Source organism: Bradyrhizobium sp. CCBAU 51765 (genome assembly GCF_015291725.1).
GTDB classification, from domain to species: Bacteria; Pseudomonadota; Alphaproteobacteria; order Rhizobiales; family Xanthobacteraceae; genus Bradyrhizobium; species Bradyrhizobium liaoningense.
On the sequence record NZ_CP030038.1, the window covers coordinates 3,632,471 to 3,651,490 of the forward strand.

The following is a 19,020-nucleotide window of genomic DNA, read 5'->3' on the forward strand; positions in this document are numbered from 1 at the left end:
CCTCTAACTCTTGCCGGCACTTTTCTTGGCCGGAGTATTTGCAGGATTCTTGGGGGCGGCTGCCTTGGTCGGTGACGTCTTGGCAGTCGACGACACGGCGGCGCGCGCCTTGCTGGTGGATTCGGATTTGGTTTTGGCCGCGGCTTTCTTCGCGGCCGGCGTCTTCGGTTTTGGCGCGGAATCTTCGCCGTCCGCTGTTTTCGCTGCAGTCTTCTTGGCCTTGGCCGGCTTGGCCGCCTTCTTCGCCGCCTTGGTGGTCTTGGCCTTGCCGCCGCCCTTGGCGGCGCGCTCGTCGATCAGCGCGATCGCCTGCGGCAGGGTGATGGTATCCTTCTCGAACTCGGCCGGGATCGTCGCGTTGACGCCGCCGGCCGTGACATAGGCGCCGTAGCGGCCGCTCTTGACGGTGACGGTGCCGAGCGTCGGATGATCGCCGATCGCCTTGCCGGGATCGGCGCCGAAGCGGCGGCTCGGGCCCTTGGCGACCTTTTCCGCAATCAACGTCACCGCGCGGTTCAGGCCGATGTCGAACACTTCGTCGCCGGCTTCCAGGCTGGCGTAGGTCTTCTCGTGCTTCACGAACGGGCCGAAGCGGCCGAGGCCGGCGACAATCGGCTGGCCGGTTTCCGGGTGCTTGCCGATCTCGCGCGGCAGCGACAGCAGTTTCAGCGCGAGCTCGAGGTCGACATCGCCCGGCGAGGTACCCTTGGGGATGCCGGCGCGCTTGGGCTTTTCGCCTTCCGCATAATCCTTCTGCTCGCCGAGCTGGATGTAGGGCCCGAAGCGGCCGGCCTTGACCCAGACGTCGAAGCCGGTGTCGGGATCCTGGCCGAGCGAACGATCGGCGGTCGCCTCGCTGTCGGCGGCGAGCTGACGGGTGTAGCGGCATTCCGGATAGTTCGAGCAGCCGACGAAGGCGCCGAACTTGCCGGCCTTGAGGTTCAGCCGGCCGGTGCCGCAGTTCGGGCACTGCCTGATGTCGCCGCCGTCGGCGCGCGGCGGATAGATGTGCGGCCCCAGCATCTCGTCGAGCACGTCGAGCACCTGCGCGACACGCAAATCCTTGATGTCGTCGACGGCGCCGATGAAGTCGCGCCAGAAATCCTTCAGCACCTGCTGCCAGGAGATCTCGTTGTTCGAGATGCGGTCGAGCTGTTCTTCAAGGGCCGCGGTGAAATCGTATTCGACATAGCGGCTGAAGAAGCTCTCCAGGAACGCGATCACGACGCGGCCCTTGTCCTCGCCGTGCAGGCGCTTCTTCTCCAGCTTGACGTAGCCGCGGTCCTTCAGGACCTGGAGGATCGAGGCATAGGTGGAGGGCCGGCCGATGCCGAGCTCTTCCATGCGCTTGACCAGGGATGCTTCCGAGAAGCGCGGCGGCGGCTCGGTGAAATGCTGGGTGACGGAGAGCGACTGCCGCTTCAGGGCGTCGTTCGGGCTCATGGCCGGCAGGCGGCGCGAATCCTCGTCTTCCTCGTCATCGCGGCCTTCCTGGTAGAGCGCGAGGAAGCCGTCGAACTTGACGACCTGGCCGGTGGCGCGCAGCTCCAGCGTGCGGGAGCCTGCCTTCGCCACGATGTCGACCGTGGTGCGCTCGAGCTCGGCGGATTCCATCTGACTCGCGATCGTGCGCTTCCAGATCAGCTCGTAGAGCTTCGCCTGATCGGCATCGAGCCTGCGGTTCAGGCTGTCGGGGCGGCGGGAGAGGTCGGTCGGTCGGATCGCTTCGTGCGCTTCCTGGGCATTCTTGGCCTTGGCCTGGTACTGGCGGGGGCTATCCGGCACGTAGGCGTTGCCGTAATCCTCGCCGATCACCTTGCGCGCCTGGGTGATCGCGGACGGATCGATCTGCACGCCGTCGGTACGCATATAAGTAATGAGTCCGGTGGTCTCGCCACCGATGTCGATGCCCTCATAAAGGCGCTGGGCGATGCGCATGGTGTGCGCCGGCGCAAAGCCGTATTTGCGGCTGGCTTCCTGCTGCAGCGTCGACGTGGTGAAGGGCGCCTGCGGATTGCGTCGGGCCGGCTTGGCATCGACCGCGGTCACGGTGTAGCTGGCTGCCTCCAGCGCCTTCTTGAAGTCTTCGGCTTCCGCACCCGTGCCGATGTCGAGACGCTGGATCTTCTTGCCATCGGCACCGACGAGGCGGGCCTCGAAGGCGTCGCCGCGGGGGGTGAGCAGGGTCGCGATCAGCGACCAATATTCGCGCGCCACGAATTTCTCGATCTCGAGCTCGCGGTCGCAGACGAGGCGCAACGCCACCGACTGCACGCGGCCGGCCGAGCGGGCGCCCGGCAGCTTGCGCCACAGCACGGGGGAGAGGGTGAAGCCGACCAGGTAGTCGAGCGCGCGGCGCGCCATGTAGGCGTCGACCAGCGCGCCGTCGATCTGGCGCGGATGCTTCATCGCGTCGGAGACCGCCTGCTTGGTGATGGCGTTGAACACCACCCGCTCGATCTTCTGGTCCTTGAGCGCGCGCTTTTCCTTCAGCACCTCCAGCACGTGCCAGGAGATGGCCTCGCCCTCGCGATCAGGGTCGGTGGCGAGAATCAGACGGTCGGCGCCCTTCAGGGACTTGGCGATCTCGTTGAGCCGGCCGGCCGCCTTGGGATCGACCTCCCAGATCATCTTGAAATTGGCATCGGGATCGACGGAGCCGTTCTTCGCGGGCAGGTCGCGGACATGGCCGAACGAGGCCAGAACCTCGTAGGACGAGCCCAAATATTTGTTGATCGTCTTGGCTTTCGCCGGCGACTCCACGATGACGATATTCATGTAGTTCCAGTAACTTATGGGGAAATCTTGGGCCGAAAACGAAAGGACTCGGGTCGGCCGTTTCGACCCGAACATGGGTGGTGCGGCCTCCGCTGTCAAATCGAGGGGTGTTGAAAGCCGCCTCGATGGGAAAAGTTTCATATCGAGAAAGTTGCAGAATACCACCTTGGAGTTGCGGTCGATGTGGGCGTAATGTTGCCGTTGAGGCCATGGATTCGGGTGGGGTCTTGGTGACTAAGCCAAAGAAACGGAAGCGTGCCGCATCGGGCGCGCGGGGAGGCTCGCGTCCTGAGGAACCAGGGGAGGGCGGCGCGGACGAGGCGGTGGCCTTCATCGCCGAGCAGACCGGAGCATTGCGCAAGCTCGCCGAGCGCCACAAGCTCGCCGTGCTGCATTATCTTCTGGGCATGACCAAGCTGGAGGCCGACGAGCATCTGCGGCTGCGGACCAAGCGCAAGCTGTCGTGACAAGGCTGGATGCTTTGGCGTGAACTATCGCGTTCGACCGACGACAAAGCCAATGTGAAGAACGCGTCCAATCCCTTGAGCCTTGCGGACAAGCTCCGCAACGACGTTCGTAGCCTCGTGATCATCGCGGCATTGATCGGAGGGTTGATCCTCTGGTTTGCGACCGTCGGCTGGACCGATCGGGTGATCTATCGTGGCGTCGATCAAGCCTGGTTCGAGCCCGGTCGCGTCCATCTCAAGACGGAGCCTTCCGGTCATTACACGATCGAGCGGAATGCGGACTTTGCCGCCATGAAGGTCGGCTGCGTTTATGACCTGAACTACGAGGCCGAGTTCGGCCGGCGCCAACGCGCCGATCGCCAGAAAACGGTTCGCAGGGCGACCCTGGTCGGATGCTAGCCTGAGTTCGCTCCGCGCGCATTGACGGTGTGGTGGCAGCTCGCCGCCGCAATCAGGCTGACCGCCGTCGCGCCGGCCGCGGCTTCAGCGTGGTGTCGGCGGGACTGAGCAGCCGGCCGTCCTCGGCGCGCATTTCCAGCTTCTTCACCGGGCGGCCTTTCGCACGATCGACCAGGATGGTCGCGATCTCTTCGGGGTGGTCGTCGAACGCCTCGCTCCATTGCCGCAGCGCGACCAGGATCGGGAAGGTGCCGCGGCCCTTCGGCGTCAGCAGATATTCCTGATAGGCGCTGCCGTCGGAGGCGGGGGCGGTCTCGAGAATGCCGTGGTCGACCAGCGATCGCAGGCGGGCCGACAGGATGTTCTTGGCCATGCCGAGCCTGCTCTGAAACTCGCCGAAGCGGCGGATGCCGAACAGCGCCTCGCGGATGATCAGCAGCGACCACCAGTCGCCGAGTGCCTCCAGCGAGCGTGCGATCGGGCAGGAATCGCCCTCGAAGCTGGTTCGTTTCACCATCCTGGTCCGTCCTATCGCGTTCGCACGGCGTCGGCGCCGATCACGCGCTTGTGTGGTTGCATTATAAAACCATTTGCCCTAGATGGCAACATAGTTTCATTATGCAACCACTGGAGGCGAGCGTGAGACTGAAAGACAAGACGGCATTGATTACGGGCGGCAACAGCGGCATCGGGCTTGCGACGGCAAAGCTGTTCGCGGCCGAAGGCGCCAAGGTGGTGATCACCGGGCGCAACAAGCAGACGCTGGAGGCTGCCGCGAAGGAGCTCGGGCCGAACGCCCTCGCACTCGCCGCCGATGCCACCGACATCGCCGCGACCGAAGCCGCCATCAAGCAGGGCGCGGAGAAGTTCGGCAAGTTCGACATCGTGTTTGCCAATGCCGGCATCGCCGGCGGCACGCCGCTGGGCTCGGCGACGCCCGAGGTCTTCGAGAAGGTCATCAGCACCAATCTGACCGGTGTGTTCTTCACCGTGCAGTCGGCGCTGCCCTATCTCAACGACAATGCCTCGATCATCCTCAACGGCTCGGTGATCTCCGTGCTCGGCATTCCCGGTTACTCCGCTTACGGTGCCGCGAAGGCCGGCGTGCGGGCGATGGCGCGGATCATGGCCTCGGAGCTGTCGCCGCGCGGAATCCGCGTCAATGTCGTGGCACCCGGCGCGATCCGCACCCCGATCTGGGGACCCGCGACCGCGACGCCCGAAGCCGAGAAGGCGTTCGAGAAGCGGATCGCGCTAACGACGCCGCTCGGCCGCATCGGTGAAACGGATCACGTCGCGAAGACGGTGCTGTTCCTCGCCTCAGATGATTCCGCGCATGTGCAGGGCCAGGAAATCTTCGTCGATGGCGGTGCGGTGGCCTCCCCGAGCGGCGCGCCGATCTATCGCGGCTGATCAAGCCAGGCGCAATCCAACTGGCCGGCGCAGTCCATGGGTTGCGCCGACCGGTTCCGGCGTCCTGCGGGATCACCTAACCTTTGCGCGCGGCGTTGAACCTTCGCGCGAGCTGGAAAGACCCTCTTATGGGGCGGGGCAGACTCATTATTTATATGGAGTCTAGCATGCCGAAAGCAGCCCGCTTTTTCTCGTCGCTGTCATCGCCGCGCATCTTCACCGAAAGATCCGCCGTTCCGGCCAGGCGCTCCGACACGTCCGAGTTCGTCGCCATTGCGTTGTTTTGCGGGATCGGCCTGTTCGTCTCGCTCGTTGCCGTGATCCTGGGCATTTAGGGCGTCTGGTTCCAGCTTTGCAGATCGTGCAGCCGTCAGCCGCCGCGCATTTCGGCGGCGGCCGATCTCGGCGCGGCGTCAGGCCGCCCGCAGGCTGGTGGCCGCTTGAAGCGCGCCAGCCAGCGCTTTCTCGCGGTGATCCGGTCCGACCTGGATGCCGTCGGCGATGATGAATTCGGCATTGTGGATGCCGATGAAGCCGAACACGCCGCGCAGATAGCTTTCGAGGTGCTCCAGCGCTGCGACGGGCGAGCCCGCTCCATAGTAACCGCCGCGCGAGATCGCGACGATCACGCGCTTGCCCCCGGCAAGCCCCTCCGGCCCGGCCGCGCCATATTTAAAAGTCTTCCCCACCACCAGGATGCGGTCGATCCAGGCCTTGAGCTGGCTCGGAATCGTGAAGTTGTACATGGGTGCACCGATCACGACGATGTCGGCACTCAGGAACTCCTCCAGCACGGCCGCGCTTGCGGCCAGGTCGGGTGCGAGTTCCGCCGGTGCGGGGGCGCCTTGGGCTGCCGCGAGGTGCGAGCCGGAGAGATGGGCAAGCGGCGTCTGGGTCAGGTCGCGATAGACCACTTCGAGCGAAGGCGTCGCCTGGCGCAGCCGGTCGACGATGGCGGCGGAAACCTGCCTGGATACGGAGTGGGGGCCGAGGACGCTGGAGTCGAGATGGAGCAGTTTCATTTGGGGTCACCATGGTATAGGTTTGTAACCAGGACTACATGAGTGACTGTCGGAATCCCCGCAAGAACGCACATTTTTGAGCCATGGGCACAACTTTGAAACCTGAGAACACCGGTTTTCCTGCCACGCCGAGGCCCGATCCCATGCCGCATCCGGACCATGCGGACTGCCGCGGGGTCGCCTCCGTGCTGTCCCGCGTCGGCGACAAATGGAGCGTGTTCGTCATCATGATGCTGAGCGACGGGCCGAAGCGCTTCAACGAGCTGAAGCGCATGATCAACGGCATCTCGCAGCGGATGCTGACCTTGACGCTGCGAGGTCTCGAGCGCGACGGCCTCGTCACGCGCACGATCTTCCCGACCATCCCGCCCCGCGTCGATTACGAGCTCACCGATCTCGGCCGCGGTCTTCAGCAGCCGGTGAAGGCCCTCGGCGAGTGGGCGATCGAACATCAGGTGCAGATCGCGGCAGCACGCACGCGGTTCGACGCGCGCAACGAGGGTTAGGACGTGATCAATCTCGGTTCACCGATGCGAGCCGACCGTCACCTCCCACTGAGGGGCACGCGCTTTACCCTCCCCTGGAGGGCAGGGCTATCGCATTTGAATTTTCGAGAGGCCGTCATGCCCGGGCTTGTCCCGGGCATCCACGTTCTTAGTGCTGCGTAGAAAGACGTGGATGGCCGGGACAAGCCCGGCCACGACGATGTGGAGAGGCTCGGTGCCCATAGCCCACATCTCATATGCGATAGCCCTGCGCTCCAGGGGAGGGTAAGCACTCTAAAGCAGCGACACCAATCCGCCGCCGTGGCGCTCTAGCCGGCCGGCGAGCTCGAGCTCCAGCAGCACGGTGCGCACGATCGTGGGCGAGGCGCCGGACATTCGTACGAGATCGTCGATCGAAACAGGCGCCGGACCGAGCAGGCCGATGATCTGATCACGGTCATGGCCCTGCGGATCACTCTCGAACGGCTCGCTGTCGGGCTCGCCTGCGGGGTGCATCAGGGGCCGCTCCATGATCGGCTGCACTGCATTTACGATGTCGGCGGCTTCCGTGACGAGCGTCGCGCCCTGCTTGATCAGGTCGTTGGCGCCGGCGGCACGCGGATCGAGCGGCGAGCCGGGCACCGCGAACACCTCGCGGCCCTGTTCGGCCGCCATGCGCGCGGTGATCAGCGAGCCCGAGCGGTGCGCGGCTTCCACGACGACGACGCCGAGCGAGGCGCCCGAGATCAGCCGGTTGCGGCGGGGAAAGTCGCGGGCGCGCGGGTCGTGGCCGAGCGGCATCTCGGAGATTGCCGCACCCGCGTGGCCGAGGATCGCGGCGAGCAAATCGCCATGCTCGGGCGGATAGATGCAGTCATGGCCGCCCGCGAGCACGGCGATCGTGCCGTTCTCGACGCTCGCGCGGTGCGCGGCCTGATCGACGCCGCGGGCGAGGCCCGAGATGACGACAAAGCCGGCTTCGCCAAGTTCGCGCGCGAGCTGACCGGCGAATTTCAAGCCCGCGCCGGAGGCGTTGCGCGAGCCGACGATGGCGATCATCGGCCGCATCAGGGTTTTCGTGTCGCCGCGTACGGCGAGCAGCGGCGGTGCGTCGTCGATCATCGCCAGCCGCGCCGGATAGCCGTCCTCGCCGGGCGCCAGCCAGGCGATGCCGAACTTGCGGCTCGCGGCAAGCTCGGCCTTCGCCTCATCCGCGTTGCAGATACGCCCCGAGCGTACCGCGCCGCCGCGGCGGGCGAGATCGGGCAGCCGCTCCAGCGCTAGCCGCGCTGTGCCGAAATGATCGACCAGCGACCGGAAGGTGCGCGGCCCGACATTGTCGGAGCGGATCAGCCGCAGGCGGTCGATCCGCTCAGCTTCGGTCAGCTCCACGCTGGGATTGATGGCGTCCACGGTGTCTCCTTGCAGGGACAGCATGGAACAACCAGAAGGCGTTGCGCAACAGTCACCTGCGCTTGCGCGGCCTCGTCGCAATGCTAAAAGCGATCCCAATAAGAAGGATTTTGCCATGATCTCACTTGCCGACCTCCAGCGCCGCATCGAAGCGGGGGAGATTTCGCCTGACGCTGCCATCGCGCAATCGCATGCGGCGATCGAAGCCAAGGAGAAGGACGTCCACGCCTTCGTCCGCCACGACAGGTCGGCGAAGGCGCAAGGCTCCGGGCCGCTGCGCGGCATCGCAGTCGGCATCAAGGACATCATCGACACCGCCAACATGCCGACCGAGATGGGCTCGGAGATCTATCGCGGCTGGCAGCCGCGCGCCGACGCACCTGTGGTGATGATGCTGAAGCGGGCAGGGGCCACCATCATCGGAAAGACCACCACGACCGCGTTCGCCTCGCGCGATCCGACCCCGACACTCAATCCGCACAATCTTGGTCATTCGCCGGGCGGCTCCTCCTCGGGCTCGGCGGCAGCCGTCGGCGCCGGCATGATCCCGCTGGCGCTGGGCACCCAGACCGGCGGTTCGGTGATCCGGCCAGCCGCCTATTGCGGGACGGCCGCGATCAAGCCGTCGTTCCGGATGCTGCCGACGGTCGGCGTGAAGTGCTACTCGTGGGCGCTCGACACCGTCGGCCTGTTCGGTGCGCGTGCTGAGGATCTCGCACGCGGACTGTTGGCGATGACGGGCCGCACCGAATTTTCGGGCATCGCCCCGGCGAAGCCGCCCCGCATCGGCGTCGTCAGGCAGGAGTTTGCCGGCGCGGTCGAGCCGGCGGCCGAAGAGGGGCTGCTGGCCGCGATCAAGGCGGCCGAGCGCGCCGGTGCCAGCGTGAAGGTCATCGATCTCCCCGAGGCGGTGCAGCAAGCCTGGCGCATCCATCCCATCATCCAGGACTTCGAGGCGCATCGCGCGCTCGCCTGGGAGTTTTCCGAGCGTCACGACGAGATCGCGCCGATGCTGCGCGCCAGTCTCGATGCGACGGTCGGGCTGACGCCGAAGGAATATGACGAGGCGCGCCGGATCAGCCGTCGCGGCCGGCGCGAGCTCGGCGAACTGTTCGAAGGTGTCGACGTGCTCTTGACCTATTCGGCGCCAGGCACGGCGCCGGCCAAGGAGCTCGCGAGCACCGGCGATCCCCGCTACAACCGGCTCTGGACGCTGATGGGCAATCCTTGCGTCAACGTGCCTGTCCTGAAGGTCGGCGGCCTGCCGATCGGCGTGCAGGTGATCGCCCGCTTCGGCAACGATCCGCTCGCGCTTGCGGCGGCCTGGTTTCTGGAGGACGCGCTGGCGCGGGCGTGAGTGTGCGCCTCAATTTTATGTGAGCGCTGCGGATGCAACCGTGCCGCAGCTGGCCCGACCAATTGAACTCATGACCCTGCCGAACCCACACTGCACAGCCGGCTCGCAGTTCTTCGCCGCCGGCGCAGGCCTCGACGGCATCGTCGAGTCGTTTTGCGATGTCGATCTCGCCGACGCCGCGTTCGCGCGTGCGTGCACCATCAACGTGCTGCCGACGACGGCGCCGGTCGTCATCGTGCACTACCGCGCGCCGATGGCCTCGCAGCGCGGCACCTACAAGCGCACCATCAACGGCATGCACACCCGTGCCGCGGCGCTGAAGCCATGCGGCCCGGTCGGCGCCGTGCTGGTTCGGCTCAAGGCCGACGCGGCCGATCGCGTGCTCGGGGTGAGGCCCGCCGACTTGCTCGATGCCAGCATCGAGCTGTCGGACATTTTTGGCGACGGCGCCGCCGCGCGGCTCGAGGCGCAACTGGCCGAGGCCGGCAGCGCAGCGGCGCGCGTTGCCTGCATGCGGGATTTTCTCCGGACGAGGACAGGGCCGGGCTGCCTCGATCCGCTGGCAGTGCAGGCGATGCGCGCGATCCAGCGCAATCCGTCGATCTCCATGCGCAGGCTTGCCGGACTTCTCGACATCGGCGAGCGCAGCCTGCAACGGCGCTTCAAGGCGGAGACCGGCGCGAGCGCAAAGCAGTTTGCGCGGATCGAGCGGATGCAGCAGGCGGTCGCCGCATATCGCGCCGGACTTGATTGGGCCGGAGTCGCGCATGCGAGCGGCTTCACCGACCAGGCGCATCTGATCCGCGATTTCCGCGCGCTCGCAGGTGTGCCGCCGGACGCATTCTGCCGGCGTGCCGCGGCCGAGCGCGTGCAGGCCTGGAACACGGAACTCGCTGCGTCGGATTTTTACAATACGTTCATCGCCTAGGTCGCTACCAGCACGTCTCCTGAACCTGCAAGGAGACATGACATGCTGACCGAGATCGCCCGCGGCACGCGGCTGCGCAATGCCTTCAACAAGGAGACGTTCGTCTTCTCCGGCCCGCTCGACAATCTCGACGTCGCGCGGTTCGGCGTGATTCTCGAAAAGGGCGGCTCGGGCGGCGGCAATGCGCTGGTGCATGTCCATCCCGGCGCGGACGAGCATTTCGCGGTGAGGAGCGGTCGCGTCAAGATCGTCGTCGACGGGCGCGAGCAAGTGGTGGAGGCGGGCGGCGGTGTGACCGTACCCCGCGGCCGGCCGCACTACTTCGCCAACGTCGGCGAGGGCAATGCCGAGCTCGAGGTCTCGTTCACGCCGGCGCAGCAGCATCTGCGCTTCTTCGCCAATTTCGTCACGCTCACGGTGAAGCAGCCCAAATGGTTCTCAAGCGCCGGCGATCCGAACTTCCTGCTGATCGCACTGGTGCTACACACCTATCGCAATCACATGTATCTGGCCGGCGTGCCGATCTGGCTGCAAAAACTGCTGTTCGCCGTGCTTGCGCCGATGGCGCGCCTTGCCGGCTATCGGTTGGCGATCGAGCCGTTGCGTGAGGCGCCGGCCAGGTTAGGCCTTGCCGCGTGAGGCGAGGGATTAGACCAGTGCCGGCTCGGCTGCCGCGGGCGCGGCTCCCTGCGTCGCACCCGCGTCTTGCCCGAGCCAGCGTGCGGCGGCCTCGCGACCGCTCCGGTGCAGCAGGCGAATGAAGCCGCGGCCGAGATCGGTCGATGAGCGCTGTGCCAGGCCGTCGACGGAGTCTTCTGCCGCGATCCTGGTGAGGCGCAGCGAAGGCGCAGCATGAGCCTGCACCCATTCGATCGCCGCGATCTCGGCATTGAGGGCGGCGTTGGCCACGATCTGGTCGAGCCTGCGGTCGATCGCGGCGAGCGTGATCGGCACATATCCGTCGCGCGTCGGCGTGACCTGGACGAGCAGGACGTCGGACGTCGTCGTTTGCTGCGCCAGCCGCAGCAGCGGCGGATTGCCGCCGAAGCCACCGTCCCAATAGGCCTCGCCGTCGATCTCGACGGCGCAGTGAACCAGCGGCGGACAGGTCGAGGCCAGCGCGACGTCCGCGGTGATGGCGTCGTTGGCGAAGATCTGCTGCTGCCCGTCGCGGATCCGCGTCGCCGCGATCAGCAGCTTCGGGCAGCGCGCGTCGCGCAAGATCGAAAAGTTGATGTCGCGCGCCAGCGCCTGCCGCAGCGGATCGAGATCGAACGGATCGAACTGCCCGGAGCGCAGCGTCGGGCCGAACGCGACCGAGCTGCCCACCGGCGAAAAGCCGCCGACAAGCATCAGCGAGCGGAACGAGGCCTCGTGCATCAGCCGGACCCAGAACCGGTTCAGCCGGCTGCGGGCGCCTTCACGGCCGCCTTCGGCAAGGCCGCAGGCGAGCAGCAGCGCATTGATGGCGCCGGCGCTGGCGCCGCTGACGGTGTCGATCGCGATGTCAGGCTCTTCCAGCAACCGCTCCAGCACGCCCCAGGTGAAGGCGGCAAAGGTGCCGCCGCCCTGGAGCGCTAGCGAGAGTTTTCGCGGCGGCCATTGTCCGGAACGCGCCTGCGGGAGCGCGACCGGTGCAGCCTTGGTGACCACGACGTCGCGCGGAGCGTCGGCTTGCGCGACGGGTTCAGGCTGCGGCACTTGCGGCGAAGCGGGCGCGGGCGGCGGCGCATCGGACCAGATATTGGTCGCCGAGAGCAGCCGGCTCGCCGCGCTGCCGGAAGCACTGAGCGAACCAACCCCGTCATGCGTGCCGTCAATCATCTGGCTCATTCTGAGCAACCGCGTAACGCCGTTTCCTGTGTCAGGATGACAGGCCTGGAACCCGTTCGCTACTGTCTGCACCGAGCGGTGCGGAAGTTGCGAACAGGATTTGGCGTACAATGCGGAGGGGGTGCGGCGATATCCGTACTTTTTTCCGGCTTCAGGTTCTTGTTGGACGCGTTTTCTTGACGCGAACCGGCACCCACTTCGCGCGAAACGCTTCAGGCCTTTTCGCCGATCCGGCTTTCCTTGCCGGTTTGCAGGCGCCTGATGTTCTCGCGATGCGCGTAGAACAAGAGCAGCGTCAGCACCGCCGTCAGCGCCGACAACGCGAGGTGGCCGAACCACCACAGGAACATGGGCGTGATAAAGGCCGCCACCAGCGCGGAGAGCGAGGAATAGCGGGTGGTGAAGGCGGTCGCCAGCCACAGCACGCAGAACACGACGGCGCCCGGCCAGAACAGGCCAAGCAGGACGCCGATATAGACGGCGACGCCCTTGCCGCCCTTGAACTTGAGCCAGACCGGGAAGAGGTGGCCGAGGAAGGCGCCGAGCCCGGCCACCATGGCGGCGTTGGGCCCCGCGATGTAGCCGGCGATCACCACGGCCACGGTGCCCTTGAGCGCGTCGAACAGCAGGGTGGCCGCGGCAAGGCTCTTGCGTCCCGTGCGCAGCACATTGGTGGCGCCGATGCTGCCGGAGCCGATCGAGCGGATATCCTGCGTGCCCGCGAGCCTGGTCAGGACGAGCCCGAACGGAATCGAGCCGAGGAGATAGCCGATGACGAAGGCCACCGGCAAAAATGCTTCAAGCCCCATGACGGCAGCTCCAAAGGCAGGATTCGCGTGTTGAACGATCGCGTATGTCAGACATGCTCGTAGACCGTCCGGCCGCCGACAATGGTGCGCACCACGCGGCCTGTAAAGCGGGCCTCGTCGAACGGGGTGTTCTTGCAGGGTGATTTGAGGTCGGCGGGATCGACCACCCAGGGCGTGTCTGGATCGATCACGATGACGTCGGCGGGGCTGCCGGCGCGCAGGGTTCCGCCGGGCAGCCCAAGCAGCTCGGCCGGACGGGTCGACATCGCCCGGATCAGCGTCTTCAGCTCCAATTCGCCATTGTGCACCAGCCGCAGGCCGGCCGGCAGCATGGTCTCGAGCCCGACGGCGCCGGGCGCGGCTTCCGCGAACGGCAGGCGCTTGACCTCGACGTCCTGCGGATTGTGGTCGGACATGATGACGTCGAGGAGGCCGGAGGCGATCGCCGCTACCAGCGCGCGGCGGTCGTCCTCGGTCCGCAGCGGCGGCGACAGCTTCAGGAAGGATCGATAGGGGCCGATGTCGTTCTCGTTCAGCGCCAGATGGTTGATCGAGACCGAGGCGCTGACGGCGAGCCCGGCGTCGCGGGCGCGCTGGAGGATGTCGAGGGAGTCGATGCAGGTCAGCGAGGCCGCGTGGTAGCGCCCGCCGGTGAGCGCGACGAGGCGCAGGTCGCGCTCCAGCATCACGGCTTCGGCGGCATTGGGGATGCCCATCAGGCCGAGCCGGGTCGCGAACTCGCCCTCGTTCATCACGCCTTCGCCGACGAGGTCAGGGTCCTCGGTGTGATGCACGATCAGCGCGTCGAAGTCGCGGGCATAGGTCAGCGCGCGGCGCATGACCTGCGCGTTGGTCACGCTCTTGTCGCCGTCGCTGAAGGCGACCGCGCCGGCCGCTTTCAGGAGGCCGAACTCGGTCATCTCCTCGCCATGCATGCCCTTGGTGAGCGCCGCCATCGGCTGGATGTTGACGATCGCGGTGTCGCGGGCGCGGCGCATCACGAAGTCGACGGTTGCCGAATTGTCGATGACGGGAGAGGTGGCCGGCTGGCAGATGATGGTGGTGATGCCGCCCGTCGCGGCGGCCTGGCTCGCGGAGGCAAAGGTCTCGCGATGGCTGAGGCCGGGCTCGCCGACGAAGGCGCGCATGTCGATCAGGCCCGGTGCCACGATCTTGCCGGAGCAGTTGACGATGTCGGTGCCCTCGGGGACGCCGGCCGCGCCGATGCCGCGGCGGGTCTCGCGGATGGTGCCGTCCGCAATGAGAACGTCGCCGATGCCGTCGAAATCCCTGGAGGGATCGACGACGCGGGCATTGGCGAGCAGGATGGGGCGGCGATCGGTCAGCATCGGCATCACGCGTTCGGCAGGTTGCGGGCGAGCGCTTCCAGCACGGCCATGCGCACGGCGACGCCCATTTCCACCTGTTCGCGGATCAGGGACTGGGCGCCGTCGGCCACGATCGAGTCGATCTCCACGCCACGGTTCATGGGACCCGGATGCATCACGAGGGCATCCGGCTTGGCGTAGGCGAGCTTCTTCTGGTCGAGCCCGAAATAATGGAAGTATTCCGACGACGAGGGCACGAAGGAGCCGTTCATGCGTTCGCGCTGCAGCCGCAGCATCATGACGATGTCGGCGCCCTCGAGGCCCTCGCGCATGTCGCGCGCCACCTCGACGCCCATCCGCTCGATGCCGGGTGGCAGCAGGGTGGAGGGCCCGACGACGCGGACGCGGGCGCCCATGGTGTTGAGCAGGATGATGTTGGAGCGGGCCACGCGCGAATGCAGCACGTCGCCGCAGATCGCGACCACGAGGCCCTCGATACGGCCCTTGTTGCGGCGGATGGTGAGCGCGTCGAGCAGCGCCTGCGTCGGATGCTCGTGTGCGCCGTCGCCGGCATTGATCACGGAACCGTCAACCTTGCGCGCCAGCAGTTCCACCGCGCCGGAGGCATGATGGCGCACCACCAGGATGTCCGGGTGCATCGCATTCAGTGTCACGGCAGTGTCGATCAGGGTCTCGCCCTTGCGGATCGAGGACGAGGACACCGACATGTTCATGACGTCTGCGCCGAGCCGCTTGCCCGCGAGCTCGAACGAGGACTGGGTCCGGGTGGACGCCTCGAAGAAGAGGTTCACCTGCGTCCGTCCACGCAGGACGGTGCGCTTCTTGTCAACCTGTCGGTTGACCTCGACATATTCTTCGGACAGGTCAAGGAGGCCGCTGATGTCGGCCGCGGAAAGGCCCTCGATGCCCAGCAAATGCCGGTGGCCGAGGACGAAGGTCGATTTCGATGTCATTAAAAGCAGAGCTATAGGGGCGGATGGCGGGGGGAGCAAGGGGCAAAGAGCGGGGCGGGAGTTATCCCCTGATCTGTCGGCGCGGGCGGCGCGACGTCATCCTCTCCGTCATGCCCGGGCTTGTCCCGCCTGCGCGGCCGAAGCCGCTTCGGCGCGGCGAAGGCCCGGGCATCCACGCTCTTCTATCGCATTTGACGCAAAAGAACGTGGATGGCCGGGACAAGCCATGACGGTTGGAGGCCATAGCGTGAGATCACTTCTGATTGCGACTGTCGTGATGGCTATCGTTTCGCCTTCCCACGCCCAACCTCTCCCCGGCGGCTTCGTTTACCTGCGCGACATCGATCCCAGCATCATCCAGGACATCCGCTACGCCACGTCGAACAATTTCGTCGGGCGTCCGCTCGCCGGCTATGGCGCCGGCGAATGCGTGGTGAAGCGCGAGGTGGGGCTGCGGCTGAAGGCGGTCCAGCAGGAACTGGCCGCGCAGAACCTATCGCTGAAAATGTTCGACTGCTACCGGCCGGCGCGGGCCTCCCTCGACATGGTCAAGTGGTCGCAGAACGGTCATGAGACTGCGGCCGAGCGGCGCTACAACCCAAACATTCCGAAGACCGAGCTGTTCCGCCTCGGCTACATTGCGAGCCGCTCGCAGCATTCCACGGGCGCGGCGCTCGATCTCACGCTGGTCGATCTCAAGGCCGACAATTCGGGCAGCTACGACCCGTCGAAGACCTATGCCGACTGCACGGCGCCGGTTGCGATGCGCGTGCCGGAGGGCAGCGTCGACATGGGCACGGGCTACGACTGTACCGACGCAAAGGGGCATACCGCCGCGACCTCGATCAATCCGGAGCAGCGCACCTGGCGCAAGCGGCTGGTCGCAGCGATGGCCAGGCAAGGCTTTGTGAACTATTCGAAGGAGTGGTGGCATTTTTCCCTGCCGGGGGCCGGCGGGGCGGCCTATGATTTCCCGATCCAGCCCCGACCAAGGTAGAGTTTGATTGAAGCAGATGCAGCCGCGAGTCGGATTACCTCTCCCAAGGGGAGAGGTCGGCGCGAAGCGCCGGGTGAGGGGACCAGATCCCTCGATAGAGCGTAACCCCTCACCCGCGCCTCCGGCGCGACCTCTCCCGTCGGGAGAGGTGGCACCGCCCGCGCCGAGACAGATTTGATCGGAAGCGCCTATGACCCAGCCGAGCTTTGCGACCCACGAGGTCTTCAACCAGTCGCCGCCGTTCGAGGACGTCGACCTGTTCGCCGCGGACCTGCCGCTGGTGGAAGCGGTCAAGGCCAATGGCGGCGCGGCGGCGGAGCGGGAGCTGTCGGCGTTCGGCAAGCAATGGGGCTCGGCCGCGATGGCCGATCGCGGGCGCCTCGCGAACGAGAACACGCCGAAACTGCGCACCTTCGATGCCAAGGGCAATCGCCGCGACCAGGTCGAGTTTCATCCCGCCTATCACGAGCTGATGGCGCACAGTGCGCATGCGGGCGTGCATAATTCGACCTGGACAGCGGACGGACGGCCAGCGGGCGATGCGGCCGAAGTCATTCGTGCCGCGAAGTTCTACATGGCCGCGCAAGTCGAGACCGGCCATCTCTGTCCGATCACGATGACACGCGCCGCCGTGGGTGCGCTGGCGATGCAGCCTGATTTGCTGGCGCGCGTCATGCCGGTGCTGTCGACGAAGAGCTACGATCCCACCTTCGTGCCGTGGTGGCAGAAGCGCGGCATGACGGTCGGCATGGGCATGACCGAGAAGCAGGGCGGTACCGACGTGCGCGCCAACATGACGCGCGCCGTGCGCGACGGGGACGGCTATCGCATTACCGGTCACAAATGGTTCATGTCGGCGCCGATGTGCGACGCGTTCCTGGTGCTGGCGCAGGCCGAAGGCGGGCTGACCTGTTTCTTCATGCCGCGCTTCGCGCCGGACGGCTCGGTCAACGCCATCCAGTTCCAGCGGCTGAAGGACAAGCTCGGCAACCGCTCCAACGCCTCGTCCGAGGTCGAGTTCGCCGGCGCTTATGCCGAAAGGGTCGGCGAGGAGGGCAAGGGCATCCGCACCATCATCCAGATGGTGCAGCTGACGCGGCAGGATTGCGCGATTGCGTCCGTTGGGCTGATGCGCTCGGGGCTTGCACATGCGCTGCATCACGCGCGGCACCGCAGCGTGTTCCAGAAGCATCTGGCCGATCAGCCCCTGATGCAGGCCGTGCTGTCGGACATGGCGCTGCATGTCGAGGCGAGCACGGCCCTGGTGATGCGGCTCTGCCGCGCCTTCGACCGCACGCCGCATGATGCGGCGGAGGCGGCCTATATGCGGCTGCTGACGCCCGCGATCAAATACTGGACCTGCAAGAGCGCGCCGCCGTTCCTCTACGAGGCGATGGAGTGCCTGGGCGGCAACGGCTATGTCGAGGACGGCATTTTGGCGCGCCACTATCGGGAGTCGCCGGTCAATGCGATCTGGGAAGGTTCGGGCAACGTCATGTGCCTCGACGTGCTCCGCGCGCTCTCGCGCGAGCCGGAGCCGGCGATGGCGGTGCTGCAATCGCTTGCGGCCGAGACCAAGGGCCTGCCGGGAGCCGGTGAGGCGGCCACCTTCATCGGCCAGACCTTCCGTCGCGCCGACGGCGAGCGCGTCGCGCGCCTTGCCGTCGAGAAGCTGGCGCTGCTTGCTGCGACGGCTGCGCTCAATGGCGTGTCGGCGCACAATGCCGAATTGTTTGCGCGCACGCGCCTCGCGGCCAATCACGCCAGCATGTATGGCGCGGTCGAACTCGACAGCGGCGACGTGCGCGCGCTGCTGGAGCGGGCGCTGCCGTGAGTGGGGCATTCTCAATCCACATCGTCATGGGCGGGCTTGACCCGGCCATCCACGTCTTGAGTTGCGGCGCGAAGAACGTGGATGCCCGGGCCTTCGCCGCGCCGAAGCGGCTTCGGCCGCGCAGGCGGGACGAGCCCGGGCATGACGGCTCTCTCGGCAGCTCGCCCGGTCTAACGAAAGCCTCCTGATGGACTCCCTCAATCCCGATCATCCGCCGATCTCAGCGGCGCCTGCCGATCTCGCGCCACGTGTCTGGAAGTTCTGGGGCACGGCGCTGTGGGGCGTCTTCATCTTCGTCGCGATGTTCGTCGGGCAGATCGGCGCCGTCGTTCTGCTGGCGGTGCAGCGCGGTCTTCCGATGGACCTGTCTTCGCTCCAGCTCATCGGCCGCGAGCCCCAGACGCTCGCGCTGTCGGTCATCACGGGCCTGCCGGCGACGCTGGCCGCGGTTTGGCTCGCCATCCGCATCAAGAAGGCGTCCTTTGTCGACTATCTCGCGCTGCATTGGCCGTCCTGGAAGCAACTGCTGTTCGGCGCCGTCGGCCTCATCCTGATCGTGCTGGTCTGGGAGACGATGTCGCGCGCGCTGGGGCGCGAGGCGACGCCGGGCTTCATGACCGATCTGTTGAAATCGGGACGCGACAAGGGCGCTGCCCTGTTGCTCCTGTTCGCCTTCAGCGTGGCCGCGCCGATGTCGGAAGAGATTCTGGCGCGAGGCTTCCTCTATCGCGGCTGGTCGGCGAGTTTCCTGCGCGTGCCCGGCGCGATCCTGCTGTCGTCGCTGATCTGGACGGTCGTGCACCTGCAATACGACCTGTACTTCCTCACCGAAGTCCTCGCCATCGGCCTGTGGTTCGGCTACATGCGCTATCGCTCCGGCTCGCTCTGGCTCACCATCGTGCTCCACGCGCTGAACAATCTGACTGCGGTGGTGCTGACGATGTGGCTGGGGAGCTGAGGTCTCATACTTCGTCATTGCGAGG

Annotated in this window: 19 protein-coding genes; 11 read left to right on the forward strand and 8 right to left on the reverse strand. The window is 66.3% G+C overall.

From position 1 onward, the window contains the following. Nucleotides 1-3: 3 nt before the first annotated feature. Entirely contained in the window at nucleotides 4-2,778 is a 2,775-nt protein-coding gene (gene topA, locus XH96_RS17415) for a type I DNA topoisomerase (protein ID WP_194393528.1), read from the reverse strand. Nucleotides 2,779-3,101: 323 nt separating this feature from the next. Between topA and XH96_RS39145 the strand changes: the two genes are divergently transcribed. Both XH96_RS39145 and XH96_RS17425 read left to right on the forward strand, forming a co-directional pair. Further along, the gene (locus XH96_RS39145) at nucleotides 3,102-3,245 is read left to right on the forward strand and encodes a hypothetical protein (protein WP_246790118.1); all 144 of its coding nucleotides are present in this window, start codon (nucleotides 3,102-3,104) and stop codon (nucleotides 3,243-3,245) included. Between the two features lie 9 nt (nucleotides 3,246-3,254). Continuing rightward, a complete protein-coding gene (locus XH96_RS17425) occupies nucleotides 3,255-3,644 on the forward strand; it encodes a hypothetical protein (RefSeq protein ID WP_210337894.1) in 390 nt (129 codons plus the stop codon). Nucleotides 3,645-3,696: 52 nt separating this feature from the next. Here the strand turns inward: XH96_RS17425 and XH96_RS17430 are convergent, their stop codons facing one another. Then, nucleotides 3,697-4,161 carry a helix-turn-helix domain-containing protein gene (locus tag XH96_RS17430; RefSeq protein ID WP_194393530.1) on the reverse strand — a complete coding sequence of 155 codons (465 nt, stop codon included), beginning with the start codon at nucleotides 4,159-4,161 and terminating at the stop codon, nucleotides 3,697-3,699. 122 nt (nucleotides 4,162-4,283) lie between these two features. Between XH96_RS17430 and XH96_RS17435 the strand changes: the two genes are divergently transcribed. Continuing rightward, on the forward strand, nucleotides 4,284-5,057 hold the full coding sequence (locus tag XH96_RS17435) for an SDR family oxidoreductase (protein WP_194393531.1): 774 nt from the start codon (nucleotides 4,284-4,286) through the stop codon (nucleotides 5,055-5,057). Nucleotides 5,058-5,224: 167 nt separating this feature from the next. Continuing rightward, nucleotides 5,225-5,392: a hypothetical protein gene (locus XH96_RS17440; protein WP_061877300.1), complete on the forward strand. Its 168-nt coding sequence runs from the start codon at nucleotides 5,225-5,227 to the stop codon at nucleotides 5,390-5,392. 78 nt (nucleotides 5,393-5,470) lie between these two features. On the opposite strand, the gene XH96_RS17445 is transcribed toward XH96_RS17440, so the two are convergent. After that, on the reverse strand, nucleotides 5,471-6,079 hold the full coding sequence (locus tag XH96_RS17445; protein ID WP_194393532.1) for an FMN-dependent NADH-azoreductase: 609 nt from the start codon (nucleotides 6,077-6,079) through the stop codon (nucleotides 5,471-5,473). Between the two features lie 83 nt (nucleotides 6,080-6,162). Here XH96_RS17445 and XH96_RS17450 point away from each other — a divergent pair, with 83 nt between their 5' ends. Beyond that, entirely contained in the window at nucleotides 6,163-6,585 is a 423-nt protein-coding gene (locus XH96_RS17450) for a helix-turn-helix domain-containing protein (RefSeq protein WP_194393533.1), read from the forward strand. 273 nt (nucleotides 6,586-6,858) lie between these two features. Here XH96_RS17450 and dprA read toward each other — a convergent pair whose 3' ends face one another. Then, nucleotides 6,859-8,001 (reverse strand): DNA-processing protein DprA, encoded by a 1,143-nt coding sequence (dprA, locus tag XH96_RS17455; RefSeq protein WP_194393534.1) that lies wholly within the window; start codon nucleotides 7,999-8,001, stop codon nucleotides 6,859-6,861. A gap of 91 nt (nucleotides 8,002-8,092) precedes the next feature. On the opposite strand from dprA, the gene XH96_RS17460 reads away from it, so the two are divergent. The 3 genes from XH96_RS17460 (at nucleotide 8,093) to XH96_RS17470 (ending at nucleotide 10,901) form a co-directional block, all read left to right on the forward strand. Further along, nucleotides 8,093-9,334: an amidase gene (locus XH96_RS17460; RefSeq protein WP_194393535.1), complete on the forward strand. Its 1,242-nt coding sequence runs from the start codon at nucleotides 8,093-8,095 to the stop codon at nucleotides 9,332-9,334. 70 nt (nucleotides 9,335-9,404) lie between these two features. Further along, a complete protein-coding gene (locus tag XH96_RS17465) occupies nucleotides 9,405-10,262 on the forward strand; it encodes an AraC family transcriptional regulator (protein ID WP_194393536.1) in 858 nt (285 codons plus the stop codon). A gap of 42 nt (nucleotides 10,263-10,304) precedes the next feature. Further along, a complete protein-coding gene (locus XH96_RS17470; RefSeq protein ID WP_194393537.1) occupies nucleotides 10,305-10,901 on the forward strand; it encodes a cupin domain-containing protein in 597 nt (198 codons plus the stop codon). A gap of 9 nt (nucleotides 10,902-10,910) precedes the next feature. On the opposite strand, the gene XH96_RS17475 is transcribed toward XH96_RS17470, so the two are convergent. The 4 genes from XH96_RS17475 to XH96_RS17490 all read right to left on the reverse strand — a co-directional run bounded on the left by XH96_RS17475 (nucleotide 10,911) and on the right by XH96_RS17490 (nucleotide 15,206). Then, nucleotides 10,911-12,095, reverse strand: a complete 1,185-nt coding sequence (locus tag XH96_RS17475) for a patatin-like phospholipase family protein (protein WP_194393538.1) — start codon at nucleotides 12,093-12,095, stop codon at nucleotides 10,911-10,913. A gap of 212 nt (nucleotides 12,096-12,307) precedes the next feature. After that, entirely contained in the window at nucleotides 12,308-12,904 is a 597-nt protein-coding gene (gene plsY, locus XH96_RS17480) for a glycerol-3-phosphate 1-O-acyltransferase PlsY (RefSeq protein WP_194393539.1), read from the reverse strand. Between the two features lie 47 nt (nucleotides 12,905-12,951). Continuing rightward, the gene (locus tag XH96_RS17485) at nucleotides 12,952-14,253 is read right to left on the reverse strand and encodes a dihydroorotase (RefSeq protein WP_194394166.1); all 1,302 of its coding nucleotides are present in this window, start codon (nucleotides 14,251-14,253) and stop codon (nucleotides 12,952-12,954) included. A 5-nt stretch (nucleotides 14,254-14,258) separates the two neighbouring features. Further along, nucleotides 14,259-15,206, reverse strand: coding sequence for an aspartate carbamoyltransferase catalytic subunit (locus XH96_RS17490; protein WP_124157940.1), 948 nt, complete (start codon nucleotides 15,204-15,206; stop codon nucleotides 14,259-14,261). Between the two features lie 277 nt (nucleotides 15,207-15,483). Here XH96_RS17490 and XH96_RS17495 point away from each other — a divergent pair, with 277 nt between their 5' ends. The 3 genes from XH96_RS17495 (at nucleotide 15,484) to XH96_RS17505 (ending at nucleotide 18,995) form a co-directional block, all read left to right on the forward strand. Further along, the gene (locus tag XH96_RS17495; RefSeq protein WP_371740170.1) at nucleotides 15,484-16,203 is read left to right on the forward strand and encodes a M15 family metallopeptidase; all 720 of its coding nucleotides are present in this window, start codon (nucleotides 15,484-15,486) and stop codon (nucleotides 16,201-16,203) included. A 190-nt stretch (nucleotides 16,204-16,393) separates the two neighbouring features. Continuing rightward, nucleotides 16,394-18,037: an isovaleryl-CoA dehydrogenase gene (locus XH96_RS17500; RefSeq protein ID WP_194393541.1), complete on the forward strand. Its 1,644-nt coding sequence runs from the start codon at nucleotides 16,394-16,396 to the stop codon at nucleotides 18,035-18,037. Nucleotides 18,038-18,224: 187 nt separating this feature from the next. Then, entirely contained in the window at nucleotides 18,225-18,995 is a 771-nt protein-coding gene (locus XH96_RS17505) for a CPBP family intramembrane glutamic endopeptidase (RefSeq protein ID WP_194393542.1), read from the forward strand. Nucleotides 18,996-19,020 lie beyond the last annotated feature (25 nt).